The following is a 24,495-nucleotide window of genomic DNA, read 5'->3' on the forward strand; positions in this document are numbered from 1 at the left end:
GGTCCCGTTCCGGCCATCCGCCGTTGAGGTGGGCGGGGAAACCTCCCCCGATGTGACCGCCGTACAGCTTCCCCGCTCGCGCTTCTCGGTCCGGTGGCTCCGGCACGTGCTGTGCCTGCTGCCGCTCGCCCTGGTCGGTGTCGTCGCGGTGCGGCGCCGGGACGTCCTCGTCGAGGGGTTCGGGCAACTGCGCACGGCCGAGTGGCCGTGGCTGCTGGCCGCGGCCGGGGCGACCTGTCTGACCTGGGTCGCGGCCGCCGTCACCCGGCAGGGCGCGGTGCTCCAGCGGCTGCCCAGACGGCGGCTGCTCGCCACCCAGTTCGCGGCGGGCGCGGCCAACCATCTGCTGCCGACGGGGCTCGGCGCGAGCGCGGTCAATCTGCGCTTCATGACGGTGTGCGGGGTGCCGCTGGCCCGCTCGTCCGCGGCGCTGGCGCTGTATCTGCTGGCGGAGTGCGTGGCCCGGGTGGGGCTGCTGGCGGCGCTGGCGATCGCCTTCCCGGACGCGCTGCGGCTCGGGGCGCTGCTGCCGGAGAGTGCGCTGGGGCCGCTGCTGGCCGGGATCGGGGGGGTACTGGTCATGGCGGCGGGCGCGCTCGTCCTCGTACGGCGGCTGCGGACGGCCGTGCTGTCCTTCCTGCGGACCGCTCTCGACGAGGCCCGTTCGGTGCACTCCCGGCCGGCCCGGGCGCTGGCCCTGTGGGGCGGGTCGTTCGCCTTCCCCGCGCTCCAGGCGGCCGGGCTGGCGCTGGTGGGGCGGGCACTCGGGATGCCGGTGCCGCCCGCGCACATGGCGGTCGCGTATCTCGCGGCGACGGCGGCGGTCGCGCTGGTCCCCACGCCGGGCGGGATCGGCTCGGTGGAGGCGGCGCTGGTCGTGGCGCTGGTGGCGGCGGGCGGCCCGGTCGCGGTCGCAACGGCGGTGGTGCTGGCCTACCGGATCATCACGGTGTGGCTGCCGCTGGTGCCGGGGGCGGTGACGCTGGGGGCACTGGTGCGGTTCAAGGTGATCTGAGGAGCGCCCGCTGCGTCTGCGTAGTCGGCTCCTGCTGAGGAGCGCCCGCTACTTGGGAGTAGCCTCGTCGGCATCCGCCGCCCGTCAGGAGGTCGACGCCATGTCCGTCCGTACCGAGCGCCAAGGCCACGTCACCACGGTGATCCTCTCCCGCCCGGCGGCCCGCAACGCGGTTGACGGTCCGACGGCCGCCGAACTCGCCGCCGCGTTCCGGTCGTTCGAGGCCGACGCCGAGGCACGGGTGGCGGTGCTGTGGGGCGAGGGCGGCACGTTCTGCGCGGGAGCGGACCTCAAGGCGATCGGCACCGGGCGCGGCAACCGGGTCGCGGAGGACGGCGACGGGCCGATGGGCCCGACCCGTATGCGGCTGACCAAGCCGGTCATCGCGGCGGTGGCCGGACACGCCGTCGCCGGGGGCCTGGAGCTGGCCCTCTGGTGCGATCTGCGGGTCGCCGAGGAGGACGCGGTGTTCGGGGTGTTCTGCCGCCGCTGGGGCGTGCCCCTCGTCGACGGCGGTACGGTACGGCTGCCCCGGCTCATCGGTACGAGCCGCGCGCTGGACCTGATCCTGACCGGGCGGCCGGTGTCGGCCCGCGAGGCGTACGAGATGGGCCTGGCGAACCGGATCGTGCCCACGGGCACCGCCCGCGCCGAGGCGGAACGGCTCGCCGCGGAGATCGCCCGCTTCCCCCAGGCGTGTCTGCGCTCGGACCGGGCGTCGGTGCTGGAGCAGGAGGGGCTCGGCGAGACGGAGGCGCTGCTCGGTGAAGTCCGGCACGGTACGGGCGTGTTGGAGGAGAGCCTGGAGGGGGCGGCCCGGTTCGCGGCGGGCGCCGGACGGCACGGATCCTTCTGACCGACGGGTCCGCTCCACCGGGTCCACCGGGCGGGCCGGAGCCCCCGGTCAGTCGCCGTCCGTGACGCGTGGACGGCCGTCTCCGGCGAGGTGGGCCAGCACCGCGCGGGCGGCACGCGTGCCGTCCCGGACCGCCGCCGCCGCGTCGTCGGCCGGATGGGGCAGGCCGCCCGCCGCGAAGACGCCCGGGCGGGACGTGCGCAGCGCGTCGTCGACGTCCGGGCCCCGGGTGCCGGGATCGAGGGTGAGGCCGCCGCGCCAGGCGAGCTCGTTGTCGGGGACGAAGTCGCCGGTGAGGACGACCGTGTCGCAGGGCAGGACCGCCGTACGGCCGTCGCGGTGACGGACCCGGACGCCCGACAGCCTGCCGTGGCCGAGGAGTTCGGCGACCGAGGTGCCCGTGAGGAGGGGAATGCCGTGCCGCAGACGGGCGTTGGCGGCCCGGGCGGGGGTGGTGCGCGGGCGGGACCGGTCCGTGACCATCGCGACCACCGTGGCCCCGGAGGCCCGTACGGTGTCGGCCGCCGTGTACGAGACGCCCTCGGCGCCCACGATCACCGCACGCGTGCCGACGGGAAGGCCGAACAGGTGGACCGTCTGGAGGAGTTCGCCGGTGGTGTACACGCCGGCGGGGCGGGTGCCGGGGATCAGACGGGCGGCGCGGGGACGTTCACGGGCGCCGGTGGCCAGGACGATCGCGCGGGCGGTGACTGCCCCCGGGCCGTGCGCGCCGGTGGTGTGCAGGGCGAGCGGGCCCGCCCAGTCCAGGGCGGTCACGCCGGTGCGGACCGTCGCCCCGGCCCGCTCGGCCGCCGTGACGAGCAGACCCGCGTACGCCCGTCCGGTGAGCGGGTGCAGCCAGGTGCCGTAGCCGCCGTGGGCGCAGTAGCGCGGCACTCCCCCGGCGGTCTGCTCCCGGTCCAGGACCTCGACCCGGCCCGCGCCCGCGGCGGCGAGCCGGGCGGCGGCCGCGAGTCCGGCGGGCCCGGCCCCGACGACCAGCACGTCGACCTCGCGCACGCTCACGCGCCCTCCAGCAGTGCCCGTACCGCCGCGCCGCAGGAGAAGCCCTGGCAGCGGCCCGCCCGGGCGCGGGTGCGGCGGCGCAGGCCGTCGAGGGTGCGCGGCGGGATCGTACTGGCGAGGGCGTCGCGGATCTCGCCGCGCGAGACGCGCTCGCAGTGGCAGACGAGGACGCCGTACTCCGGGTCGGCGGCGATGTGTTCCGGATCCGGGCGGCGGGGCAGCGAGACGGGCGCGAGCTCCCGGGCCGGGCCGAGGTCGAGGCCGCTGTCGGCCAGCAGCTCCGTCACGTGCGCGGCGATCGCCAGGGACGCGGTCAGACCGGTGGAACGGATGCCGCCGACCGTGACGTACCGCTGCCCGGGGTGGGCGGTGACGCGGTAGTCGTCGTGCTCGGTGGCCGCGCGCAGGCCGGCGTAGACGGCGGTGACCTCCTCGTCGAGCAGGGCGGGCAGGATGCGGCGGCCCTGCTCGCGCAGGGCGGTGAGGCCGGCGACGGTGGTCTGGGTGGCCCGCTTGTCGTCCAGGTCCTCGGCGGTCGGTCCGAGCAGGACGTTGCCGTGGACCGTGGGGGCGACCAGGACGCCCTTGCCGAGGGCCGCCGGGACCGGCAGGAGGATGTGCCGGACGAGGGCGCGGGCGAAGGTGTCGAAGACGATGAGCTGGCCCCGGCGCGGGGTGACGGTGAAGTCCTTGTGGCCGAGCCGCCGGTCGAGGGTGTCGGCGTGCAGTCCCGCCGCGTTGACCAGCCAGCGGGTGTGCAGGGGGCCGCGCGAGGTGGTGAGGGCATGGCCGTCGTCGTGTCGACCCACCTGCTCCACACGGCAGTTGAGGTGCAGGTCCACGCCGTGCGAGACCGCCTGCGTGGCGTAGGCGAGCGGGGTGGTCCAGGGGCAGATGACGCTTTCGCCGGGGACGTAGAGGGCGCCCCGTGCGCCGGGGCCCAACTCCGGCTCGCGGTCGTAGAGTTCGGCGGGGCCGAGCAGCCGGGCCGCGTCGTACGCGTTGCGTTTGGCCTTCTCGGCGAGCGCGGGGAGAGCCGCCAGCTGGGTCTCGTCCCAGGCGACCAGCAGGGCGCCGACGGGTTCGAGCGGGATGCCCGACTCGGCGGCGTACGCGGTGAGCAGGGCGTGGCCCTCGCGGACCAGGCGGGCCTCCAGGGAGCCGGGGACGGCGTCGAAACCGGTGTGCAGGATCGCGGTGTTGGCCTTCGAGGTGCCCTGCCCGATGTCGTCCTGCGCCTCGACGAGGGCGACGCGCAGACGGGGGTGGCGGGCGAGCTCACGGGCGAGGGCGGTGCCGACGACACCGGCGCCGACGACGGTGACGTCGTACGGCACGGCGGACAGCGGCCCCCCGGTGGTCACGGGCATCGGAACACCCCGGACACACCGACGCCGCCCGCTCCGACCACCCCGCACACGCGTACCCGTACCAAGCCCGACGGCCACGAAACGCCAACCACCACCGCTCCGGACACGCCGCGCGCCTGCATCCCCGCCGCCCCCACCGCGCTCACTTGCCCGTCCCCCGTCCCTCCACCAACACCCCCACCGCCGCCCGGAACCGCGTCAGGCGTTCCTCGGCCTCGTCGGGTGTGACGCGTGGCTCGTACACGGCGGCCGGGGCGGCCTCCGGGAGGACCTCGGTGGTCGTCGCGGCCGGGTCCGCGCCGAGGCGGGCCAGGGCGGCCGCGCCCAGGGCCGTCGCGTCGGGCAGGGCGGACACCTCGACGGGGCGTTGCAGCAGGTCGGCCTGGGTCTGCATGAGGAGGGCCGAGCGGGTGAGGCCGCCGTCGACGCGCAGCCCCGTCAGTTCGGTGCCGAGGTCCGTCGCCACCGCGTCGGCGAGGGCGACGACCTGGGCGGCCAGGCCCTCGCACAGGGCGCGCACGAGGTGCCCGGGGGTGGTGTCGAGGCCGAGTCCGGTGAGCGAGCCGCGCACGTCGCCGCGCCACCAGGGGGCGGCGAGCCCGGCGAGGGCGGGGACGAAGGTGACACCGCCGCTGTCGGGCACGCGCGCGCCGACCGTGTCGAGGTCGGCGGCGCCCCGGATGACACCGAGGTCGGTGAGCCAGCGCACGGCGGAGGCGGCGGTGTACACCTGGCCGTCGAGGCAGTAGCTGGTGCGGTCGTCGAGCCGCCAGGCGACGCAGGAGACCAGCCCCGAGGTGCCGCGCGCGGGCGTGTCACCGGTGTGGGCGAGGAGGAACGCGCCGGTGCCGTAGGTGCACTTGGCGGTTCCGGGCGCGGTGACGCGCTGGGCGAGCAGCGCCGCCTGCTGGTCGACGGCCAGGCCGGTGAGCGGGATCTCCGGGCCGAACGCCCGTGTCGTGGCGATGGGTTGGGCGTTGCCGACGAGCTCGGGGAGCCGTTCGCCGGACAGTCCGAACAGGTCGAGGGCGCGCGGTGACCAGGTGGCGCGGTCGAGGTCGAGCAGCTGGGTGCGGCCGGCGGTGGCGACATCGGTGGCGTAGGCGCCGGTGAGCCGGTGGATCAGCCAGGCGTCGCTGGTGGTGACGACACCCTCGGTGGTGAGGTGGCGGCGGATCCAGGCCATCTTGGGCGCGGCGAAGTAGGGGTCGACGGGCAGCCCGGTGAGCCGGCGCAGCTCCTCGGCGTGCGGGGCGAGTTCGTCGCAGAGGCTCGCGGCACGGCGGTCCTGCCACACCAGGGCGTCGGTGAGCGGGCGACCGGTGGCGGGGTCCCAGGCGAGGACGGTCTCGCCCTGGTTGGCGAGGCCGAGGGCGACGACGGGTTCGCGTGCCTCGGCGAGCGCGCTGCGGCCGGCCTCGACCACCGAGTCGTAGAGCTCCGCGGGATCGACCTCGACGCGGCCGCCGGGCAGCGGGCGCGGCCGGACCTCGGCGAAGCCCGAGCCGAGGACTCCGCGTTCGGGGCAGATCACGAGGGCCTTGGTGCCGGACGTGCCCTGGTCGACGGCGAGCACCGGACCCGTCATCACGCCCCTCCCTCGGTGATCACAGGGCGCCAGCCTGCCGTCGTGGCCCGGGTCGCGTCAAGCGTCGCCGGACACTGGCGGGCACGCCGTTCCCGCAGAGCTGATCGTCGGTCAACTTGCTTGAAATCGACGCTACTTGTCGTTGATCTTCGAACATTGTGCCCCGCACAACGACCCCCTCTATAGTGACCGCCGACCGACGCGCGATCTCCTCACCAACCGCCCAGAGGAGGGCTGTTGTTACTCCACCCTGCCGTCCTGCCCTGCCCGCGTCCCCGGGCGGCCGGCTGATGGCCAGAGACGGAGCACGACCCACCTACGATCCAGCCGGGCCGGACGACGGCCTGCGGGCCGCGCTGCAAGAGGTGCGCACCGGCCGCTGGATGTCGATGCGCGCCCTGCTGGAGGGCACCACGGACTGGGGCCCGTGGACCCGGCGCACCCAAGTACTGGCCGCCGCGGCCGCGGGCACCGACGTGGTGCAGGCCTGGCTCGCCGAGGAGCCGGACAGTGTGCCAGCCACGGTGATGCGCTCCCGGGTCGCAGTGGAGCGGGCCCTGCGGGCGCACCGCGAGCGGCACCGCCGGACCCATGAACTGTGGATCGAGGCCTGGGACATGAGCCAGGGCGCCTCCCGGGCCGCCCCGGGGGATCCGGTGCCCTGGGTGTGTCTGCTGGCGCTGGCGCAGCTGGACCGGCAGCGGCTGTGGGACGAGCACCGGGCGCCGCCGCCCGAGCCGACGCTGCCGCCGGGCCCCTGGGGCCTGCTGGCCGAGGCCGACGCGCGCGACCCGTACAACCGCGAGGCCCACCACCGCATGCTGCAGTTCCTCTACGCGCACGCCTCCTCGCAGCGGCTCCCGGAGGCGACGGCGTTCGCGCAGCGGGCCACCCGGGCGGCGCCGCCCGCCTCGCCGCTGCATCTGCTGCCGCTGTATGTGCGGGTCGAGCGCTACCGGCGCGTCGGCGGCCGGGACGCGGCGCTCGATCTGCACTGGGTGGCCGAGGACGCGCACCGTGAGGCGGTGGACGCCCGCGCCGCCTGGTTCGACCTGGCCGAGCCCGCCGAGCGCTCCCCGCTCGACCTCAACCATCTCGCGCACGCGCTGTGGGGGGCGCTCCGGTTCGCCGACGCCTCACGGGTGTTCGAGGCGATCGGCCCGTACTACACGCCACTGCCGTGGTCCTTCCGCGCCACCCGGCCCGACGAACCCGCCCTGGCCGTCGAGGTGTTCATGCAGGCCCGCGCGAGGAGCCGGTCTGCGGCCGGGATCTGATTCCCCCTCACCTACCCCCAACTCCCTTCCCCCACGGAGGTCATCCCATGTCCCCCGAGCCATCCGCTCCCCTCACCGTTCCCGGGCCCGACGAGGAGCAGCGGCTGCGCGAACTCGGCTACCGTCCGGTGCTGGCCCGCCGCATGGGCGGCTTCGGCAACTTCGCGATCAGCTTCTCCGTCATCTCGATCCTGTCCGGCTGTATGACCCTGTACGGCTTCGGCATGGGCGCCGGCGGTCCCGCGGTGATGCTGTGGGGCTGGGCCGGTGTCGGTGTCTTCGTGCTGTGCGTGGGGCTGGCGCTGGCGGAGGTCACCAGCGCCTATCCGACGTCCGGCGCGCTGTACTACATGGCCGACCGGCTGGGCGGGCGCCGCTGGGGCTGGTACACGGGCTGGCTGAATCTGCTCGGTCTGCTCGGCGCGATCGCCGGCATCGACTACGGGGCGGCGCTGTTCGCGGGCGCGTTCGCCAATCTCCAGTGGGGCTTCGAGCCGACGCCCGAGAAGACGATGCTGATCTTCGTGGCGATCCTGCTGCTGCACGCCGTGCTCAATCTGTTCGGCGTCCGGCTGGTCAGCGTCCTGAACTCGATCTCCGTGTGGTGGCATCTGGCCGGTGTGGGGGTCATCGTCGGCGCGTTGTGGATCGTGCCCGACCACCACCAGTCGCCGTCCTTCGTCTTCACCAAGTTCGTGAACGAGACGGGCTGGGACAACCCGGTCTATGTGGCCGCGATCGGCCTGCTGCTCGCCCAGTACACGTTCTCCGGCTACGACGCCTCGGCGCATCTGTCCGAGGAGACCGCGCACGCCTCGGTGACGGCGGCGCGCGGCATCGTGCGCTCCATCTGGGTGTCGTGGCTCGCGGGCTTCGTGCTGCTGGCGGGCCTGACCTTCGCCATCCAGGACTACGCCGCGACCCGGGCGACCGACACCGGGGTGCCGCCCGCGCAGATCCTGCTGGACGGGCTCGGCACGGACGGGGCGAGCGCCCTGCTGGTCGCGGTGATCGTCGCCCAGCTGTTCTGCGGCAACGCCGAGGTGGCGGCGGCCAGCCGGATGGTGTTCGCGTTCAGCCGGGACCGGGCGCTGCCCGGCTCGCACCTGTGGCGCAAGGTGAGCGGGCGCACCCAGACGCCGGTGGCCGCGGTGTGGCTGGCGGTCGTGGTCGCCGGTCTGCTGGCCCTGCCGTCGCTCTACTCGGCGACCGCGTACGGCGCGGTGACCGCCATCAACGTCATCGGCATCACGCCCGCGTACGCCATCCCGGTGCTGCTGCGGCTGCGGGCCGGCGACCGGTTCCGGCCGGGGCCGTGGAGCCTGGGGAAGTGGAGCAGGCCCGTCGGCTGGATCGCGGTGGTGTGGGTGGCCGGGGTGACGGTGCTGTTCTGCCTGCCGCAGTCGTCGCCGGTGACGGTGGACACGATGAACTACGCCTCCGTCGCGCTGGCCGTCGTACTCGTGCTGGCCACCGTGTGGTGGTTCGTCGCCCGCCGTTCGTACGGAACGCCCACCACGGCGGCCTACGGTTCGGACCGCGACCAGGCCGAACTGGCCGAGGGCATCGTCTGACCGGCCCACCGGGTGCGAACTGGCGTTCCGGATACGGCAGGATGAGCGGTCGCATGGTGCTCGAAGCCATGCGACCGCAACTTCCGGAACCCAGCAGGTGGACAACGTGACGACACTTCACATCCGGCCGTCGGCGGCCCCTCGTGCCGCGGATCGTCTCCCCGGAGGTGACCGATGATGACCCGCTCGCTCACCCTGGACGACCTGATCCTCGCCGGCGTCGCCGTGGCCGCCGGTTTCCTGGTGGCGTTCATGTCGCGCACGCTGCTGCGCTGGCTCGCCAAGCACGCCAAGCGCACCAAGTGGAGCGGCGACGACGTCATCGTGGACGCGCTGCGCACGGTTGTGCCGTGGGGCGCGATCGCGGGCGGGGCGGCCGCCGCGGGCGCGGTGCTGCCGCTCACCCACACCTGGCAGCGGACCGTCAACCAGTCCCTGACGGTGCTGCTCATCTTCGTGGTGACGGTGTCGGCGGCCCGGGTGGTCGCCGAGACCGTCCGCTCCCTGACCCAGTCGCGCTCGGGGGTCGCCGGATCGGCCACGATCTTCGTCAACATCACCCGGATCCTGGTCCTCGCGATCGGCTTCCTGGTGGTGCTGCAGACCCTCGGCATCTCCATAGCGCCGCTGCTGACCGCCCTGGGCGTCGGTGGTCTGGCGGTGGCGCTGGCGCTTCAGGACACCCTCGCCAACCTCTTCGCGGGCATCCACATCCTCGCCTCCAGGACCGTGCAGCCCGGCGACTACATCCGGCTGAGCAGCGGCGAGGAGGGCTACGTCGAGGACATCAACTGGCGTCAGACCACGGTCCGGGCGCTGTCCAACAACCTCATCGTCATCCCCAACGGTCAGCTCGCCAAGGCGAACATGACCAACTTCATGCGCCCCGAGCAGCAGTTGACGATCCTCGTACAGGTGGGGGTCGCCTACGACAGCGATCTGGAGCACGTGGAGAAGGTGACCACGGACGTCGTCGCCGAGGTGATGAGCGAGATCACCGGGGCGGTGCCCGACCATGAACCGGCGGTGCGCTTCCACACGTTCGGCGACTCGCGCATCAACTTCACGGTGATCCTCGGCGTGGGCGAGTTCAGCGACCAGTACCGGATCAAGCACGAGTTCATCAAGCGGCTGCACCGGCGGTTCCGCGCGGAGGGCATCCGGATCCCGGCCCCGGCGCGCAATGTGACGCTCCAGCAGGGGTCCGTGGCCATCCCGCAGCAGCGCGGCGGCAGCGGCGTCGAGCCGGGCGACCTGCCCGTCACCCGGCTCGACTGAGGCCTACAGCGTCGCCGAGGCGTCGTGGTACCGCGCGGCCGCGCGGTTGTGCGGCTGGGCGAGCGCCTGCTTGACCGGGGTGACGGTCCAGTCCGGGTGGCCGGGCATCCGCGGCGTCGTGGTGCCGTAGAGCCATTCGCGCAGGAAGCCGGAGACGTCCTGGCCGGAGACCGCGCAGGCCAGGGAGATGTAGTCCTCGGTGGACGCCGAGGAGTTCCGGTGGCGGTCGAGGAAGCCGCGCTCGATCGCCTGGAAGGCGTCCTCGCCCACGAGCTGCCGCAGCGCGTACAGGACGAGGACGCCGCCCAGGTAGCGCTGGCTCTCGAAGAGGTTGACGGCGTTCGGCGCGGCGACCGGGCCCCAGTCGTGCCGCCACTGGTCGCCGCGCGCGTAGGTGTCCTTCATACGGGCTTCGAGGCTGGTCAGGCCCAGGGAGTCCGCCCAGCCGCGCTCGTAGCGGTACAGCAGCCCGTAGAAGTCGGCGTGGCCCTCGTTCAGCCAGAGGTCGGCCCAGGTGGCGGGGCTGACGCTGTTGCCGAAGTAGGAGTGGACCAGCTCGTGCATCATGTGCGAGCCGATCTTCTTCTCCTCCTGGAGGAGGTAGTTCGGCTTGTAGAGCGTCAGGGTCTGGGTCTCCAGGCCCGTGAAGTCGAAGGCGTGCGGGTCGTCGGAGTTGCAGGGCAGCAGGCCGTACGTCTCGAAGGGGAACGCGCCGAGCCGCGCCTCGACCCACTCCACCAGGCCGGGGGTGAGCGCCAGCGCCGGTTCCAGCGCGGCGGCCCGGGCGACGGGGACGACATCGCGCAGCGGCAGCCCGTGCGGGCCCTGGCGCTCCTTGATCACATAGTCGCCGACCGTGATCTGCACGAGTTCGGTGGCCATGGGCGAGCGGGAGCGGTAGGTGTACGCGGTCCGGTCGCCGGAGAGGTCCTCGGTGCGGACCAGCGAGCCGCTGGCGACGGCCCGCAGGGCCCGGGGGACCGTGATGCGGAAGGTGAAGTCCGCCTTGTCGGAGGGGTGGTCGTTGCACGGGAACACGGTGTGCGCGGAGTCCGGCTGGCAGGCCACCGCGAAGCCGTCCGGGGTGGGGACCCAGCCGGTGTGCGGCAGGGCGCGCCGGGGATCGGCCGTGTAGGTGACGCAGACGGTGGTGCAGGAGTGGGCGGGCAGGGTCCGCGCGGGAGTGATCCGCAGCTTCTCCTCCGCCTGCTCGAAGACGGCCGGTCGGCCGCCCACGCTGACGGCGTGCACGTCCAGGCCGAGGGCGTCCAGGGAGAGCCGGCTCAGCGCCTGGGTGGCGCGGATCTCCAGGGTCGCCTTGGCGTCGACGAGGGTCGTCGTGGCGTCGTAGGAGAAGTCGAGGCAGTAGGCGGTGACGTGGTAGCCGTCGTTGCCGAGGGTGGGGAAGACGGGGTCGGCGAGGGTCTCGGCGCCGGGCTGCCCGCCGTTGCCCGTTCCCCCGTTCGCCGTGCCGTTACCGTCCGTAGCGGTGTCCGCGTGGGCGGTGGTGCCCGCGGCGAGCGCCGCGGCCGTGCCGATGAGGGCGGCCACCGGGGCCGTCACTCGGGTGCGATATCTCATGGTCCGCTTTCGCCAGGGCGGCCGGGTGGTCGGTCCGGCCGCGCGATCGGAAGACGATCTACCTCCATGACGGCGGGAGAGGCCGCTGAGGTTGCACCCCCGGAGAAGCCGCTCGGCTTGCACCCCCACCCCTGTCGAGCGGACCCCGATCACGAGATATCTTGATGTCGAGCAATGTTGCAGACGTGGAGCGGAGCACCCGGTGACTGACTCGACCATCATCTATACGCACACTGACGAGGCCCCGGCCCTGGCGACGTATTCCTTCCTGCCGGTGGTCCAGGCGTACGCCTCGCAGGCGGGTGTCGCCGTGGAGACGCGGGACATCTCGCTGGCCGGGCGCATCATCGCGGTGTTCCCGGAGTACCTGACCGAGGACCAGCGCATCCCGGACGCCCTGCACGAGCTGGGCGAGCTGGCGAAGACGCCCGAGGCCAACATCATCAAGCTGCCGAACATCTCGGCGTCGATCCCGCAGCTCAAGGCCGCGATCGCCGAGCTGCAGGCGCAGGGCTACTCGCTGCCCAACTACCCGGACGACCCGAAGACCGACGAGGAGCGGGACATCCAGGCCCGCTACGACAAGGTCAAGGGCTCCGCGGTGAACCCGGTCCTGCGCGAGGGCAACTCCGACCGCCGCGCCCCCGCCTCGGTCAAGAACTACGCCAAGACCCACCCGCACCGCATGGGCGCCTGGTCCGCGGACTCCAAGACCAACGTCGCGACCATGGGGCAGAACGACTTCCGCTCCACCGAGAAGTCCGTCGTGATCTCCGAGGCCGGCGCGGTGAAGATCGAGCTGGTCGCCGAGGACGGCACCACCACGGTCCTGCGCGAGTCCGTACCGGTCCTCGAGGGCGAGGTCGTCGACGCGTCCGTGCTGCACGTGGCCGCGCTGCGCGAGTTCCTCACCGCGCAGATCGCCGAGGCCAAGGCGCAGGGCGTGCTGTTCTCCGTGCACCTGAAGGCCACGATGATGAAGGTCTCCGACCCGATCATCTTCGGTCACGTGGTGCGCGCGTTCTTCCCGAAGACGTTCGCGAAGTACGGCGAGGTCCTCGCCGGTGCCGGTCTGTCCCCGAACGACGGTCTGGGCGGCATCTTCAAGGGCCTGGAGACGCTCCCGCACTTCGGCGAGGAGATCAAGGCCTCCTTCGACGCCGAGCTCGCCGAGGGCCCGGCCCTGGCGATGGTCGACTCCGACAAGGGCATCACCAACCTGCACGTGCCGTCCGACGTCATCGTCGACGCCTCGATGCCGGCCATGATCCGCACCTCCGGCCACATGTGGGGCCCGGACGGCCAGGAGGCCGACACCCTCGCGGTGCTCCCGGACTCCTCGTACGCCGGTGTCTACCAGGCCGTGATCGAGGACTGCCGTGCCAACGGCGCCTACGACCCGTCGACCATGGGCTCCGTGCCGAACGTCGGCCTCATGGCGCAGAAGGCCGAGGAGTACGGCTCGCACGACAAGACCTTCGAGATCAAGGCGGCCGGTACGGTCCGTCTGGTCGACCAGGCCGGCAACGTCCTCATCGAGCAGCCGGTCGCCGAGGGCGACATCTTCCGCGCCTGCCAGACCAAGGACGCGCCGATCAAGGACTGGGTGAAGCTGGCCGTCGCCCGCGCCCGTGCCACCGGCAACCCGGCCGTGTTCTGGCTGGACGAGACCCGCGCGCACGACGCCAACCTGATCGCCAAGGTCAACGCGTACCTGGCGGAGCACGACACCGAGGGCCTGGACATCCGCATCCTCGCCCCGGTCGAGGCCACCAAGCTCTCGGTCGAGCGCATCCGCCGCGGCGAGGACACCATCTCCGTCACCGGCAACGTGCTCCGCGACTACCTGACCGACCTCTTCCCGATCCTGGAGCTGGGCACCAGCGCCAAGATGCTGTCGGTCGTCCCGCTGATGGCGGGCGGCGGTCTGTTCGAGACCGGCGCCGGCGGTTCCGCGCCGAAGCACGTCCAGCAGCTGGTCAAGGAGAACTACCTGCGCTGGGACTCCCTCGGTGAGTTCTTCGCGCTGGTCCCGTCCCTGGAGCAGTACGCGACGGCCACGAACAACGCCAAGGCCAAGGTCCTCGCCGACACCCTGGACCGCGCCACGGCGACCTTCCTCAACGAGGACAAGTCCCCGACCCGTCGCGTCGGCGGCATCGACAACCGCGGCAGCCACTTCTACCTGTCCCTGTACTGGGCGCAGGAGCTGGCGGCCCAGACCGAGGACGCCGACCTGGCGAAGGCCTTCGCGCCGCTCGCCGAGACGCTCGCCGCCAACGAGCAGAAGATCGTCGACGAGCTGAACGCCGTCCAGGGCAAGCCGGCCGACATCGGCGGCTACTACCAGCCCGACCCGGCGAAGGCGGCCGCGGTCATGCGCCCGTCGGCGACCTGGAACGAGGCCCTGGCCTCGCTGAGCTGACACCGGTGACCTGAGGGTCCCCCACCGCATGAACGCCCCGCCCGGGCCGACCGCCCGGGCGGGGCTTCGTCGTGTCGGGGCGAGGCCCGGCGGCGGGGCGGGGGGCTCGGTCGGGGCGGCGGTGTGCCGGGGGCCCGGTCGGGGCGGCGGCGTGGTCGGGGCGGCGGCGTGGTCGGGGCGGCGGTGTGCCGGGGGCCCGGTCGGGGCGGCGGCGTGCGGGGGCGAAGCCCGGGCGGTGGCGTGCGGGGGCCCGGGTGGTGGCGTGCGGGGGCCCGGTTGGGGCGGCGGTGTGCCGGGGGTCCGGTCGGGGCGGCGGCCCTGCAGGGGCGAAGCCCGGGCGGCGGCGTGCGGGGGCTCGGTCGGGGCGGTGGCGTGCGGGGGCTCGCGGGCGGGGCGGCGGCACGTCGGCGGCGCGGGCGGGGCGGCGGTGAGGTGTGGCACCTTGATCACACGTCGACCGTCGGCCCGTCAGGAGTTGTCCCATGTCGTCCTTCGCGTTGCTGCCCGGTGCGGCAGACTCGCCGGTGATCCTGCATGTGCCGCACTCGGCGCGGGAGATACCGGCCTCCGTGCGGGCGGACATCGGGCTGGACGACGCCGCTCTGGAGCGGGAGCTGGACCACATCACCGACGCGCACACGGAGGAGATCGCCGAGCGGGCGGCCCTGCTGGCCGGTGCGACGCCCTGGCGGTTCGTCAACCGGCTGTCGCGGCTGGTCGTCGATCCGGAGCGGTTCCCCGACGAGCGGGAGGAGATGCGGGCGGTCGGGATGGGCGCCGTGTACACCCGGACCACCCACCGGGAGGTGCTGCGCGGCGACGACATCGATCCCGAGCCGCTGATCGAGCGGTACTTCCGGCCGTACGCCCGCGCCATGACGGACGCGGTGGCCGACCGGCTGGCGGCGACCGGGCGGGCCGTGATCGTCGACGTGCACTCCTACCCGGCCGAGGCGCTGCCCTACGAGCTGCACGGCGTGGGTCCCCGGCCGCCGGTGTGCCTGGGCACCGACCCCTTCCACACGCCGCCGGAGCTGCTCGCGGCGGCGCGGGAGGCGTTCGCGGAGGTCGGGGAGACGGGACTGGACAGCCCCTTCGCCGGGACGTACGTACCGCTGGAGTTCTACGGGCGCGATCCCCGGGTCGCCGCGCTGATGGTGGAGATCCGCCGGGACACGTACATGACGGAGCCGGGCGGTCCGGCCGGGCCGGGGCTCACCCGGCTCGCGACGGCCCTGGCCCGGCTGGTGGACCGCGTACCGCGCTGAGCACGGTGCGGCTCAGGCGCGCAGCCACTCCGTGACGACGACGTCCCCGCCGGTGCGCAGGCGCAGCGCGAACGGGCCGGCGGGCGGCGGGTCGCCCATGAAGCGGCCCATGTCGTCGGCCGTGAGCCGGGCGCCGGCCTGCGGTCCGCTGAGGACCTCGATGGAAGCCTCCTGCGGCGGCAGCAGCTGGCCCAGCAGGCCGTGCGCGGTGACCTCCACGTCGACGGTCAGGCCCCCGGTGTGGAAGGTGAGCATCCGCGGCGGGTCCGTCACTCCCCTGACCGGGATGGCGTCGGTCAGCGAGTCGAAGGTCAGCTCGGCGATCCGGGCGTCCAGGTCGTGCAGCGCGAACGCCTCGACGGCCACCCGGCGCAGCTCGGGCGGCACCGGATCCAGGATGGCCGCGGCCTGGCGGAGTTCGTCCTCCAGCCGGGCGTCCTCGAACGCGTCCCCGTGGCCGGCCCCGCGCCCGTCGCCCTGCTCGTCCCCGTAGCCGTCGCTGTACTCGTCCCCGTACTCGTCCCCGTCGAAGGCGCCGTGGCCCTCGTCGAAGACGCCGTCGTCCCTGATGTCGTTCACAAGGCTCCCCGTGCGATGAGTCGGGCCCTCAGGCGTCGCAGGCAGCGCTGGCGCATCGGCCCGATGCTGCCCACCGCGATGCCGAGGGCGGCGGACACCTCCTGATAGCTGGGCGGCGGCGAGGCGATGAGCACGCGCAGCAACTGCCGGCAGCGCTCGCCCAGCGCCTCGAACTCCTGCCAGAGGAAGCGGACGCGCTCGCTCTGCGCGGCCGCCTCCTCCGAGTCCAGCACGGACTGCTCCGGCGTACGGTCCTCGCTGACGCGGTCGAGCAGCTGGGGATCGTCGGTCGGGGTCAGCCGCCGCAGGCTCTTGATCACCTTCAGGCACTCGTTGCGCGCGGTGCTCGCGAGCCAGGATCCGGCCTTGTCGGGTTCGCGGATGCGCCCGAGGTGCTGGGCGAAGCGGAACCAGGCCGTCTGGTAGACCTCGTGGCCGTCGGCGTCGGAGAGCCGGTGGGCGCGCACCACCGACCACACCAGCGGGCTCAGCCCTTCCACCAGCGCCTTCCAGGCCGCCGCGTCGCCGTCGGCGGCGGACAGGACGAGCGCGCCGACATCACTTCGGTCCACGGCCCCACCCCTCGTGTACGGCCTGTCATCGTACGCCGTGGAGGGGGCGGCTTCGGACGTCATGCGCCGGGAGCGAGCTGTACGACCGGCACCGGACGCCATGTGGGAGGCCGCAGCGCCGGAACGTGCGCCCCGCGCACCTCCGCGAACCCGGTGTTCTCCGCGAGCAGTTGACGCGCCGCCGCGCGCGGGTCGCTCTCCTTGTGCGCCGTCATGTGGGCGGCGACCAGTCCGGCGACGACGGGCGTCGCGAAGGACGTGCCGCTCCAGGAGGCGAAGCCCTCGAACATCACCTGGTCCGGCTTGCCGGACGCGCCGCTCAACGCGCCCGCGTGGCGCGGCGACTGGCAGGTGCAGACATAGCCGAAGCCGTAGCGGCAGGCGTCGTAGGTGGAGTGCTGGTACACGTACGGCACGGGCGCGTCGAAGCCGGTGAGGGCGCCGGTGAGGCGCTCACCGGGGGCGTAGACCCGCACCCAGCCGCCGTGGTTGCTGAAGCAGGCGCCGAACTCGCCGTCGCCGCGCAGGGCGCCGACCGAGAGCACCACGTCGGCGTACTCCGGCAGGGAGGCGTAGGCGGCGGGCCAGAAGGGCGTGGCGCTGGCGTTGTTGCCGGCGGCGGCGACCAGCAGGGTGCGCTGCTCGCGCAGGGCCCGCAGGAAGCCGTCGAGGCCGAGCAGTCCGTCGACGCGGCCGTTGGAGGTGCCGGCGGAGAGGCTGAGGATGTCCGGCCAGCCGCCCTCCTCGACGGCGTCGAAGAGCTTCTCGCCGAGCTCCGACTCCAGGATCGCGCCCGCGTCGTTGAGGGTGTTGCGCACGGTGACGTCGGTGTTGGGGGCGACGGCGGCGACGAGTCCGGCGATGAACGTGCCGTGTCCGACGTACTGCTGGAGCACGCCGTGCTCGTCGGTCTCCCTGATCTGGGCGTCGCCGTCGGTGTGGGCGAGCAGCGGGTAGGAGCGGTAGTCGTGCATCAGGCCGGTGTCGACGACGAGGACGCCCACGGCGCTGTCGCCGTCGTAACCGGCCTCCGCGGCGGCCGGGTTGGGCGGCTGGGTGATCGGCGCGGGCACGGGCTCGTCGCCGGGGCAGGCGTTGACGGCGATCGACACCACGTGGTTGCGGCTGACCAGCCGGCGTCCGGCGCGTCCCTCGGCCTCGCGCAGGGAGCGCAGGGCGCCCGCGACGGCGCGGTCGGCGTGCCGGTCTCCGTGGCCGGGGTCGCCGACCTGGATGCGGGTGATGCCGGAGCGGTTGGTCCGCGGGCTCGCGCGGCGCACATGGTCGGCGACCAGACCGGTGGTCTCGGTGAAGTGGGTGCGCACGGTGTCCTCGACGAGGGCGGCCTCCTCGCCGTCACGGGCGAGCACCACACCCTTCTCGTAGATGAACTCGGCGGAGTCGTCCGGCCCCATCGCCAGGGGGACGTCCGGCAGGGCGCGCTGGATCTGCTCGAACTGCTCGTGGAATCGCTGAGGTGCCATGGCGTGTCCTCCCCCTGGGCGGTGTTCGTCAGTCAGAGCCGCGGGACCTTCCTTTGATACAGGTGGTGCGACGGCAGGTGCGGGTGGTGCGGTTCCCGGCGCGCGCCCCCCAACTCCCGGCGCCGGAAGGTCACATGATGGGTGTCGGTTCGGGCTCCAACCGGTGTGGCGCGCTCCGCCTGCCACTACCATCCGTGGGGTGACAGCGGGAAACGACCCGGTTCTCGGACTGCTGCCGATGGTGTTCGCCGCTCCGAACGAAGCGCTGGCGCGCGCGGAGGGACTGCTCGACACCGATCCGTCGCCGTCGCACGCCTCGGTCGCCCATCAGGTGATCGGCATCTGGCAGCGGGACTGGGGCGACATGCGTCTCGCCCTGGAGCATCTGCGCCGCGCCCGCGATCTGGCGGCCCGCTCGGAGTCGGCCGAGCGGGAGGCGGACGTGCTGGCCACGCTCGGCGTGGCGCTGGTGCACGCGGGCCGCACCCGGCAGGGCCTGGCCGCGTTCGAGCAGGGTGTGCGGCGCGGCACGGGTCATACACGCGCGCGCGTGCTGTACCGCAGGGCCTACTCCTGGTGGGTGCTGGGCCATCACCGCGAGGCCCTCGACGACGTGCGCCGGGCCATCCCCGTGCTGCGGCAGGCGGGCGACACCATCTGGACGGCGCGCGCCCTCACCCTGCGCGCCACGGTCCATCTGGCGCTCGGGGCCGCCGACCGGGCCGACGCCGACTTCACGGCCGCGGAGGCGCTGTGGGACACCACGGGCCAGGAGCACGACAAGGCCGACGCGGTGGAGAGCCGCGGCCTGGCCGCGTTCCGCTCCGGGGACATCCCGGTGGCGCTGCGGCTGCTGGACGAGGCCGAGGAGCGGTACGCGAAGCTGGGCACGCCCACGTTCATGTTGAGCATCCGGCGCTGCGAGGTGCTGATGGCGGCGGGGCTGGCGCCGGAGGCGCTCGCGGAGGCGGACGCGGCGATCGGGGTGCTGGACGGCATCGGCGGACAGTCGACCCGCAAGGCGGAGCTGCTGCTGGGCGCGGCCAGGGCGGCCCGGCTGGCGGGCGATCCGGGGACGGCGATCGCCCGTGCCGCGGTGGCCGCGCGGCTGTTCGCGGGGCAGCGGCGCACCTGGTGGGAGACGCACGCCCGGCTGGTGCTGACCGAGGCGCGGGTGGCGGCCGGGCGGGGGTCGGGGCGGCTGGTCGCGGACGCGGCGCGGCTCGCCGAGCGGCTGGACTCCTTCGGCGCTCCGGCCGCGCCCGAGGCCTGGCTGCTCGCGGGCCGGATCGCGCTGGGCCTGGACTGGACGGCGGACGCGGAGCGGTATCTGGCGGTGGCCGCGCGCAGCCGCCGCAGCGGGCCGCCGCTGGCGCGGATCACGGGTTGGGCGGCGCAGGCGCTGCGGGCGCGCGCGGCCGGGTCCGGGCGGGGTGTGTTGGAGGCGTGCCGGCGCGGCCTGGACGTGCTGGACGACCACCGGATGACGCTCGGCGCGTCGGAGCTGCGCGCCCGGGCCACCGCGCAGGGCGCGGAGCTCGCGGCGCTGGCCCAGCAGGCGAGCCTCGCCGGGGGCGGGCCGCGGCGGCTGCTGGAGTGGAGCGAGCGCTGGCGGGCGACGGTGCTGTCGGCGCCACCCACCCGGCCGCCGGCGGATCCGGCGCTGCTGAGCGGGCTGACGTCGTTCCGGGTGATCGCGGCGCGCGCGGAGGAGGCCCGGATGGACGGCCGTCCGGTGCCGGCGCTGGAGCGCGAACAGCGGCGCCTGGAGCGGGAGATCCGCTCGCGCACGCTGCACATGCGCGGGGACGCGCCCGGGGACGGCGACCGGTTCGACGCGGGCCGGCTGCTGCGGCGGCTCGGGGACGGGCGGCTGGTGGAGCTGGCGGTCCTGGACGGCCGGGTGCAGGTGCTGCTGTGCGGGGGCGGGCGGGTGCGGCGGTTCGCCGGCGGGCTCATCGCCGACGCCGAGCGCGAGGCCGAGCACATCCAGGCCGGGCTGCGGCGGCTGGCCCACCCGGGCGCGGAGGGGCGGCTGCCGATGGTGGAGGCGGCGGGCGCCCGGCTGGAGCGGCTGCTGCTGGGCGAGGCCGTGGACCGGCTCGGCACGGGCCCGGTGGTGATCGTGCCGCCCGCGCGGCTGCACCGGGTGCCGTGGGCGGTGCTGCCGTCGCTGCGCGAGCGGGTGGTCAGTGTGTCGCCGTCGGCGAGCAGCTGGCTGCGGGCCCGGGAGACCGAGCCGCCGCCGGGCGGCCGGCGTGTCCTCGTGCGGGGGCCGGGGCTGGCGACGGGCGGGGCGGAGGTGCCGGAGGTCGCGGGCCGGTACGGACGGGCGACGGTGCTGGAGGACGCGGACGCGCGCGTGCCGCGGGTTCTGGAGGAGCTGGACGGGGCCGCGCTGGCGCACATCGCCGCGCACGGCGCCTTCCGGGCCGACAGTCCGCTGTTCTCGTCGCTGCGGATGGTCGACGGGCCGCTCATCGTGCACGACTTCGAGCGGCTCGCCCGCAGCCCGTACCGCATCATCTTCTCCAGCTGTGACACGGCCCGCCTCGCCTCGGTCGGCGCGGACGAACTCCTCGGCCTGGTGACGGCGTTGCTGCCGCTGGGTACGGCGGGCGTGGTGGCGAGCAGCGCGCCCGTGAACGACGAGGCGGTGGTTCCGCTGATGCTGGCCCTGCACCAGGGACTCGGCGACGGGCTGTCGCTGGCGGAGGCGCTGCGGGGTGCGCGGGCCGCCGTACCGGGCGACGCGGTGCACCAGGCGACGGGCTGGGCGTTCACGGCGTTCGGCGCGGCGTAGTCGGCGCCGCCGCTACGCCGAACGCGTCTCGGGGAGTTCGACCAGCCAGGGCAGGGCTCCCCGGTCGCTCGCCCCGAGGCGGGCGTAGGCGCCGTAGAGGTGGTTGCCGACGGTCCGGACGGAGAGCGTCAGGCGTTCGGCGATCTCGCGGTTGCTCAGGCCGGCGGCGGCGAGGGTGACGATCTGCCGCTGGCGGGCGGTGAGTTCGCCGAGGACCAGGCCGGAGAGGGCGGGGGTGCGGGCGCCCTGGCAGCGGCGGGCGAGGGCCACGGCGCGCGTGCGGGCGGTACGGGCCGCGCGGGGGTCGCGGTGGGCCCGTACGGCCTGCGCGTGGGCCTCCGCCGCGAACAGCAGGAACCCCCGCTCCTCCCACTCCTCGGCCACGTCGTCGAGGGCGGGTCCGTCGGCGAGGATCAGGGCACGCGCGTGACGGGCGAAGAGGTCGTCGGCGCAGAGCAGGGGCTCGACCTTCTCCGGGGCTCCGAGGCGTACGGCGTCGTAGGCGGCCGGGGTGCCGAGCCGCGCGTTCCCCTCCTCCCCGCCGTCGAGGGTCGCGAGGGCCGTGTCCAGGTCGCCCCTGGCCGCCGCCAGCCAGGTCGTCACGGCGGGCGTGGGCGGGTGCGGGAGCGGGGTCTCCTGGGCGGTGGTCGCATCTCCCGACTGGGCGGCGGCCAGGGCGAGTTCGGTGCCGCACGCCGGATCCCCCGGGGTGGTGGTCAGCCCCTCTCGCGCCCAGGCCGCCGCCTCCCGCAGTTCTCCCCGCAGCCGTGAGAACCGCGCGCGGACGGCCGCGTAACCGGCCGGGACCGGAGCGCCCTCGGCGACCAGCCACTCCCCCACGGGCGTCGGCACGGCCCGCACGTCGGCCCGCGCCATGCGCTCGGCCAGGGCGGCCCGTTCGGCCTCCAGGGCCGGGCCGTACGGCCGCCGGGTCGCGGTCAGGCGCCGGGCGCGCAGACGGCCCGCCGCCGCGCGCAGCACCGGGCCGTGCAGGGGGTGGGCGAGGCGCACGGCCGTGTCGTCGTCCACGTCGATCAGGCCGTCGGCCTCCAGCCGCTCCAGGACGCGCAGAGGGAGAGCGTCGGCGGGCAGGGCGAGCGGCTCGGCGAAGGCCAGGCGGTCGAGGGTCTCCCGCTCGTCGGGGTCGGTGCGGGCGAGGACGGCGGCGGTGCGGACGCGGACGGTGGGTGTCACCGGGACCGGGCCCCGCCAGGTCCACTCATCGGTGTCCGTGACGCGGGTGAGCAGCCCCTGGTCGCGCAGCGCCCCGCACAGGTCCCGCAGAAGACGGAGGTCGCCGCGGCACAGGCGGTGCAGACGATGGACGGTGAGCGCCTCCAGGGGGCCGTCCGCGACGGTCGTGAGCAGGTGGGTGACGTCCTCGCGGGGCAGGGGTTCCAGCGCGAGACGGGGCAGCAGCTCGCCCGCCCACAGGCGGGAGACCGCGCCGGGAGCGGGTGCGTCGTCGGCCGCCGTCACCAGCAGGCGGGTGCGCCCCTGGACGGCCAGGTGGTGGACGAGGGCGGCGGAGGCGTCGTCGAGCAGATGCGCGTCGTCGACCCACAACAGCCGTACTCCGGAGAGGAGTCGCACGGCGCGGTGCAGGGTGACCCGCTCGGGGAGGAGATGGGCGAACGCGGCGAAGGCGATGCCGGAGGTCTCGGCGGTCGCGGCCACGCGCGCGCAGTCCGTGCCGCGGACGGCCTCCGCCGCGAGGCGGGTGCGGCCGCAGCCCGCCGGTCCGGTGACCACGATGCCGGGCCGCCCGGCCGTCAACGCGCGCCGGACGAGGTCCCGTTCCTCCTCACGGCCGGTGAACGGCCAGGGCGGCTCCAGGGTCTTGGCGTCCCGCGCGAAAGTCGTCACATGGAGAAGAGCGGGCATACTCAGGTCTGATACAGGGCGACTTGAGTAGCCCCCGACTCAGGCGCCCGGCGGCGGCGGACGGCGATCCTTGGCCCATGACCGCCCGTTACTGCTCGCTGCCGCAGCAGCCCGTCCCCGCGTTCGCGCCGGGGCTGGCCGCCGAGCGGCTCGGCGCGCTGATGAGCGGGCGCCGCATGTGGGTCAACGGGACGGTTCTGCACTACTACTTCTTCGACGGCGACAGCGACGGCTCGGTGCTCGCCGTGCCGGGGTCGGGCGGCACCCGCTGGGTGTCCTGGGCCGGCGGCGAGGAGCAGCGGGACGCGGTGCGCGAGTGTTTCCACGCCTGGCAGGATCTCGGTGTCGGGCTGACGTTCACCGAGGTCGGCGACCGCTCGGAGGCGGAGCTGCGCATCGGTTTCCAGCGGGGTGACGGGGCCTGGTCGGCGATCGGCCGGGACGCGCTGCTCGCCGGGCTGAACGAGCGGACGATGAACTTCGGCTGGGACCTGACCCCGCCGGCGGAGCGGGCGACGGCGCTGCACCAGATCGGGCACGCGCTCGGGATGCAGCACGAGCACCAGAGCCCGCTGGCCGGGATCCACTGGGACGACGAGGCCGTGTACGCCGATCTGGCGGGCCCGCCGAACTTCTGGAGCCGCGACCGCACGTACTTCAACATCCTGCGCGAGCTGGATCCGGCCGAGGTCAACGGGACGGTGTGGGATCCGCAGTCGGTGATGGAGTACCCCTTCGACGCGGGGCTGATCCTGGAGCCGGAGCAGTACCGCGGGGGTGTGCATCCGCCGGGCGGGCTCTCGCCGCTGGACAAGGAGTTCGTGCTGCGCTGGTATCCGCCGCTCGCCGCGCCGCGGCCTGCGGCGCTGGTGCCGTTCCGCTCGGTGCCGCTGTCGCTGGGGCCGGGCGAACAGGCCGACTTCACCGTCGAGCCGCCGGAGACCCGTGAGTACACGATCGGCACGTTCGGGGACGGCGACAGCGTCGTCGTGGTCTTCGAGGAGCGGGACGACGAGCCCCGTTTCCTCGCCGGCCGGGACGACGGGGGCACCCCGTGCAACGCCACGATCAGGGCCCGCCTCGTCAAGGGCCGCCGCTACGTCGTCCGCGTCCGCCTGTACTCCGGCTGGGGTTCGGGCGAGACCGCGGTCATGTGCTGGTGACCGGGAGGGGCCGCGGCGGGTACGGCAGCCACAGTCCGGCGCCGGGGGACGGGCCGGAGCGACGTCGCCTTCGGGGGAGGGAGACGTCGCTCCGGCTCTGCCGCACGGGGCCTACCGAGCAAGCCGGTTGACGCCCAGTCAGGCGCTGCGGCCGGCCTTCAGCGCGGCGGCGATCTCCACGGCGCGGCGGGCCTGGTAGCGAGCCGCCTGGAGGACCACATCACCCGGGGCGCCCTCGCCGGCCACGTGGGACGTGCCGTAGGGGTTGCCCGACTGGAACTGGATGGGGTCGGTGTAGCCGGGGGGCACGATGATGCCGCCCCAGTGGTAGAACGTGTTCGCCAGCGCCAGGACGGTCGATTCCTGGCCGCCGTGCGCGGTGTTGGACGCGGTGAAGGCCGAGTACACCTTGCCCGCCAAGAGGCCCTGGAACCACAGGGGACCGGTGGTCTCGATGAAGGCCCGCAGCTGGCTGGCCGGGTTGCCGAAACGGGTCGGCGTGCCGAACAGCACGACATCGGCCCACGTCAGGTCGTCGTGGCTCGCCAGTTCGACATCGGCGGTGTCCTGAAGGTGCTGGGCCCACTCCGCCCGGGAGTTCACCGCCTCCGGCGGGGCCGTCTCCGCGACCTTGCGCAGGCGCACCTGGGCGCCCGCCTTCTCCGCGCCCTCCACCGCCGCCTGTGCCAAGGCGTGCACATTGCCCGTGGAGCTGTAGTAAATGATCGATACGTTCACGGATTCCGACATCG

17 protein-coding genes and 1 pseudogene are annotated in these 24,495 nt (G+C 74.1%); 9 read left to right on the plus strand and 9 right to left on the minus strand.

From position 1 onward, the window contains the following. Positions 1 to 52: 52 nt before the first annotated feature. The gene (locus tag ACZ5NW_RS21645) at positions 53 to 1,015 is read left to right on the plus strand and encodes a lysylphosphatidylglycerol synthase transmembrane domain-containing protein (protein ID WP_468745491.1); all 963 of its coding nucleotides are present in this window, start codon (positions 53 to 55) and stop codon (positions 1,013 to 1,015) included. A gap of 100 nt (positions 1,016 to 1,115) precedes the next feature. Continuing rightward, the gene (locus ACZ5NW_RS21650; RefSeq protein WP_468745492.1) at positions 1,116 to 1,871 is read left to right on the plus strand and encodes a crotonase/enoyl-CoA hydratase family protein; all 756 of its coding nucleotides are present in this window, start codon (positions 1,116 to 1,118) and stop codon (positions 1,869 to 1,871) included. Positions 1,872 to 1,952: 81 nt separating this feature from the next. On the opposite strand, the pseudogene ACZ5NW_RS21655 reads toward ACZ5NW_RS21650, so the two are convergent. From ACZ5NW_RS21655 to ACZ5NW_RS21665, 3 genes and pseudogenes are all read right to left on the minus strand, one after another. Next, positions 1,953 to 2,897, minus strand: a pseudogene (locus tag ACZ5NW_RS21655) (NAD(P)/FAD-dependent oxidoreductase); the annotation flags it as partial. After that, positions 2,894 to 4,267, minus strand: a complete 1,374-nt coding sequence (locus ACZ5NW_RS21660) for an FAD-dependent oxidoreductase (protein ID WP_468745493.1) — start codon at positions 4,265 to 4,267, stop codon at positions 2,894 to 2,896. The gene ACZ5NW_RS21660 and the pseudogene ACZ5NW_RS21655, both read right to left, overlap by 4 nt. A gap of 142 nt (positions 4,268 to 4,409) precedes the next feature. Next, a complete protein-coding gene (locus ACZ5NW_RS21665; RefSeq protein ID WP_468745494.1) occupies positions 4,410 to 5,855 on the minus strand; it encodes an FGGY family carbohydrate kinase in 1,446 nt (481 codons plus the stop codon). A gap of 290 nt (positions 5,856 to 6,145) precedes the next feature. Here ACZ5NW_RS21665 and ACZ5NW_RS21670 point away from each other — a divergent pair, with 290 nt between their 5' ends. The 3 genes from ACZ5NW_RS21670 to ACZ5NW_RS21680 all read left to right on the plus strand — a co-directional run bounded on the left by ACZ5NW_RS21670 (position 6,146) and on the right by ACZ5NW_RS21680 (position 9,984). Then, positions 6,146 to 7,132 (plus strand): hypothetical protein, encoded by a 987-nt coding sequence (locus ACZ5NW_RS21670; RefSeq protein ID WP_468745495.1) that lies wholly within the window; start codon positions 6,146 to 6,148, stop codon positions 7,130 to 7,132. 47 nt (positions 7,133 to 7,179) lie between these two features. Next, positions 7,180 to 8,706 (plus strand): amino acid permease, encoded by a 1,527-nt coding sequence (locus ACZ5NW_RS21675; protein ID WP_468745496.1) that lies wholly within the window; start codon positions 7,180 to 7,182, stop codon positions 8,704 to 8,706. Positions 8,707 to 8,883: 177 nt separating this feature from the next. Beyond that, on the plus strand, positions 8,884 to 9,984 hold the full coding sequence (locus tag ACZ5NW_RS21680) for a mechanosensitive ion channel family protein (RefSeq protein ID WP_468745497.1): 1,101 nt from the start codon (positions 8,884 to 8,886) through the stop codon (positions 9,982 to 9,984). 3 nt (positions 9,985 to 9,987) lie between these two features. Here the strand turns inward: ACZ5NW_RS21680 and ACZ5NW_RS21685 are convergent, their stop codons facing one another. Continuing rightward, entirely contained in the window at positions 9,988 to 11,565 is a 1,578-nt protein-coding gene (locus ACZ5NW_RS21685; protein WP_468745498.1) for a M1 family metallopeptidase, read from the minus strand. Between the two features lie 202 nt (positions 11,566 to 11,767). Here ACZ5NW_RS21685 and ACZ5NW_RS21690 point away from each other — a divergent pair, with 202 nt between their 5' ends. Together ACZ5NW_RS21690 and ACZ5NW_RS21695 are read left to right on the plus strand one after the other, a co-directional pair. After that, positions 11,768 to 13,990 carry an NADP-dependent isocitrate dehydrogenase gene (locus ACZ5NW_RS21690; RefSeq protein WP_468745499.1) on the plus strand — a complete coding sequence of 741 codons (2,223 nt, stop codon included), beginning with the start codon at positions 11,768 to 11,770 and terminating at the stop codon, positions 13,988 to 13,990. 482 nt (positions 13,991 to 14,472) lie between these two features. Further along, positions 14,473 to 15,258 carry an N-formylglutamate amidohydrolase gene (locus ACZ5NW_RS21695; RefSeq protein WP_468745500.1) on the plus strand — a complete coding sequence of 262 codons (786 nt, stop codon included), beginning with the start codon at positions 14,473 to 14,475 and terminating at the stop codon, positions 15,256 to 15,258. A 12-nt stretch (positions 15,259 to 15,270) separates the two neighbouring features. Here the strand turns inward: ACZ5NW_RS21695 and ACZ5NW_RS21700 are convergent, their stop codons facing one another. The 3 genes from ACZ5NW_RS21700 to ACZ5NW_RS21710 are packed head-to-tail and all read right to left on the minus strand — an operon-like array spanning position 15,271 to position 17,893. After that, positions 15,271 to 15,837 (minus strand): hypothetical protein, encoded by a 567-nt coding sequence (locus ACZ5NW_RS21700; RefSeq protein WP_468745501.1) that lies wholly within the window; start codon positions 15,835 to 15,837, stop codon positions 15,271 to 15,273. Further along, the gene (locus ACZ5NW_RS21705) at positions 15,834 to 16,472 is read right to left on the minus strand and encodes an RNA polymerase sigma factor (RefSeq protein ID WP_468745502.1); all 639 of its coding nucleotides are present in this window, start codon (positions 16,470 to 16,472) and stop codon (positions 15,834 to 15,836) included. The genes ACZ5NW_RS21700 and ACZ5NW_RS21705 overlap by 4 nt, the downstream gene beginning before the upstream one ends. Continuing rightward, on the minus strand, positions 16,469 to 17,893 hold the full coding sequence (locus ACZ5NW_RS21710) for a S8/S53 family peptidase (protein ID WP_468745503.1): 1,425 nt from the start codon (positions 17,891 to 17,893) through the stop codon (positions 16,469 to 16,471). The genes ACZ5NW_RS21705 and ACZ5NW_RS21710 overlap by 4 nt, the downstream gene beginning before the upstream one ends. Positions 17,894 to 18,092: 199 nt before the next feature. On the opposite strand from ACZ5NW_RS21710, the gene ACZ5NW_RS21715 reads away from it, so the two are divergent. After that, positions 18,093 to 20,696 (plus strand): CHAT domain-containing protein, encoded by a 2,604-nt coding sequence (locus ACZ5NW_RS21715; RefSeq protein ID WP_468745504.1) that lies wholly within the window; start codon positions 18,093 to 18,095, stop codon positions 20,694 to 20,696. A 12-nt stretch (positions 20,697 to 20,708) separates the two neighbouring features. Here ACZ5NW_RS21715 and ACZ5NW_RS21720 read toward each other — a convergent pair whose 3' ends face one another. Continuing rightward, positions 20,709 to 22,580, minus strand: coding sequence for a LuxR family transcriptional regulator AbsR2 (locus tag ACZ5NW_RS21720; protein WP_468745505.1), 1,872 nt, complete (start codon positions 22,578 to 22,580; stop codon positions 20,709 to 20,711). A gap of 77 nt (positions 22,581 to 22,657) precedes the next feature. Between ACZ5NW_RS21720 and absR1 the strand changes: the two genes are divergently transcribed. Beyond that, positions 22,658 to 23,743: a beta-glucuronidase AbsR1 gene (gene absR1, locus ACZ5NW_RS21725; protein WP_468745506.1), complete on the plus strand. Its 1,086-nt coding sequence runs from the start codon at positions 22,658 to 22,660 to the stop codon at positions 23,741 to 23,743. A 138-nt stretch (positions 23,744 to 23,881) separates the two neighbouring features. Here the strand turns inward: absR1 and wrbA are convergent, their stop codons facing one another. Next, the gene (gene wrbA / locus ACZ5NW_RS21730; RefSeq protein ID WP_468745507.1) at positions 23,882 to 24,493 is read right to left on the minus strand and encodes an NAD(P)H:quinone oxidoreductase; all 612 of its coding nucleotides are present in this window, start codon (positions 24,491 to 24,493) and stop codon (positions 23,882 to 23,884) included. Between the last annotated feature and the right edge of the window lie 2 nt (positions 24,494 to 24,495).

Source organism: Streptomyces sp. NPDC032126 (assembly GCF_055580085.1).